This window comes from Microbacterium sp. (assembly GCF_026393345.1).
In the GTDB taxonomy this organism is placed as follows: Bacteria; Actinomycetota; Actinomycetes; order Actinomycetales; family Microbacteriaceae; genus Microbacterium.
The window spans coordinates 1-2602 of the sequence record NZ_JAPLAI010000081.1; the positions used below are offsets into that span (position 1 = coordinate 1).

Consider the following 2602-nt stretch of genomic DNA (forward strand, 5'->3'; position numbering starts at 1 on the left):
GCTATCCTCCTCGGAAACGATGAAGCTGTGCGGGGCGATCCGTGTGCCGCCCCGCACAGGTGAAGCGATGTCAGGCTGCGGTCACGTACTTGGCGGGGTCAGCGTCGAACAGGGGGCCGCAGGCGGCGCAGCAGAAGTAATAGCGGGTGCCCTCGTAGTCGCGGTAGAGGCCAGCGGCTTCAGCGTCCGCTTTCACGACGGTGCTGCCGACCATCACGGGGCATTCGGCGAGCTGTTCGGCGGACGGCGCGAGGAGGTCCTTGCGTCCGTCGGCTGGGACAGAGCCGTGGCTGTTGTGGCTGCAGCAGGATCCGGAATCAGACATGTGTGTTCCTCTTTCGTGATTTCAGTGGGTTCCGACGGTTGCGTTCCGCGTCGCATGATCACGCGGTGCGGGCGCGGCGGTCGGGGATGGGTCCGCCGCCTGGCTGCGGAACGTGCGCAGGCGGAGGCTGTTGCCGACGACGAAGACGCTGGAGAACGCCATCGCGGCGCCGGCGAGCATGGGATTGAGCAGACCGAGGGCTGCCAGCGGGATGGCGGCGACGTTGTAGGCGAAGGCCCAGAACAGGTTGCCCTTGATCGTGCCGAGCGTCTTCCGAGACAGACGGATCGCGTCGGCCGCGCTGCGCAGATCGCCGCGGACGAGCGTGATGTCGCTGGCCTCGATCGCCACATCGGTGCCCGTGCCCATGGCCAACCCCAGGTCTGCCTGGGCGAGCGCGGCCGCATCGTTGACGCCGTCTCCGACCATCGCCACGACCTTGCCCTCGCGCTGCAGCCTGGTGACCACGTCGACCTTGTCTTTCGGGAGCACTTCGGCGATGACCTCATCGATGCCGACCTCAGACGCGATCTGCTCGGCCACGGCACGGTTATCTCCGGTGAGGAGCACCGGTGTCAGTCCCAGCGCCTTCAGCTGCCTGATGGCTTCGGTGCTGGTCGGCTTGATGGTGTCCGCGACGATGAGCACACCGCGTGCTTCCCCGTCCCACCCCACGGCGACCGCGGTCTTGCCCTGACGCTCTGCTTCGCTCTTCGCGGCGGCGAGATTCTCGGGAAGGCGCTGGGACCAGTCCTCGAGAAGCGACTCGCGGCCGACAAGGACGGCGTGCCCGTCGACGATGCCCTGCACTCCCTTGCCCTCGATGTTCGCGAAACCCTCGGGTGTCGGAAGCGTGCCGACCTCTTGGACTGCGGCTTTGGCGATGGCCTGCGCGATGGGATGCTCGGAGGCGTCCTCCACCGCACCCGCCAGGCGCAGCAGCTCGCCGCGGTCGACGCCGTCAGCGGTGAACACGCCGGTGAGCGTCATCCGCCCTGTGGTCACCGTCCCGGTCTTATCCAGAACGACGGTGTCCACCCGTCGCGTCGACTCGAGAACTTCCGGACCCTTGATGAGGATGCCCATCTGCGCGCCGCGGCCCGTGCCCACCAGCAGTGCGGTGGGCGTGGCAAGGCCCAGGGCGCACGGGCAGGCGATGATCAGCACCGCGACCGCGGCGGTGAACGCCGCCGCGGCAGGGAATCCCGCGCCGAGCCAAGCGCCCAGCGTGGCGATGGCGATCGCGATGACAATGGGCACGAAGATACCCGACACCCGGTCGGCGAGGCGCTGCACCTCGGCCTTGCCCGATTGGGCGTCCTCGACGAGCTTCGCCATCTGCGCCAACTGGGTGTCCGACCCGACCCTCGTCGCCCGGATGACGAGCCGGCCACCGGCATTGACCGTCGCCCCCGTGACGGAGTCTCCTTCGCCGACCTCGACCGGCACGGATTCACCGGTGAGCATGGACGCGTCGACCGCGGAGGTGCCGGAGACGATCACACCATCGGTGGCGATCTTCTCGCCGGGCCGTACGACGAACTCGTCGCCCTCTCGCAGGTCCGCGATGGGAATGCGGGTCTCGGCGCCGGCGCGAAGCACAGCAACATCCTTCGCTCCCAGCTCCAACAGCGCGCGCAGGGCGGCGCCCGCCTGCCGTTTCGCCTTCTTCTCGAAGTAGCGTCCGGCGAGGATGAACATCGTCACCGCGGCACCCACTTCGAGGTAGATGTTCGCCGCCCCGTCCGACGGTGCCACGGTGAGCTCGAACGGGTGGGTCATCCCGGGGACGCCGGCCGTGCCGAAGAACAGCGCGTAGAGCGACCACAGTAAGGCGGCTATCGTCCCCATCGAGATGAGCGTGTCCATGGTCGCCGCACCGTGCCGGAGATTCGTCCACGCTGCCTTGTGGAAAGGCCAGGCCGCCCAAACGATGACGGGGCCGGCCAGGGCGAGTGAGAGCCACTGCCAGTAAGTGAACTGCAATGCGGGGATCATCGACATCGCAATCACAGGAAGGGTCAGCACGATGGAAGCGATCAAACGGTTCCGCAGGCTCACCAGCTCCCTATCCGGAGCGTCCTCACCGTCGACTACCGCGGACGGCTCCGGTGAGGGAAGGGCGGCCGTGTAGCCGGTCTTCTCCACCTCGGCGATCAGCAGCGCCGGGTCGAACCCGTTCGGTGCGGTGACCTTCGCCTTCTCCGTCGCATAGTTCACGGTGGCGGTGACACCGTCCAGCTTGTTGAGCTTCTTCTCGATGCGCATCGCGCACGA

Annotated in this window: 2 protein-coding genes; both read right to left on the bottom strand. The window is 67.4% G+C overall.

The window, feature by feature from the left end:
- Positions 1–70: 70 nt before the first annotated feature.
- Positions 71–325, bottom strand: coding sequence for a YHS domain-containing protein (locus NT132_RS14330; RefSeq protein WP_029266198.1), 255 nt, complete (start codon positions 323–325; stop codon positions 71–73).
- Positions 326–346: 21 nt separating this feature from the next.
- Positions 347–2602, bottom strand: a 2256-nt coding sequence (locus NT132_RS14335; RefSeq protein WP_297790224.1) for a cation-translocating P-type ATPase, incomplete at its 5' end; no start/stop codon positions are given.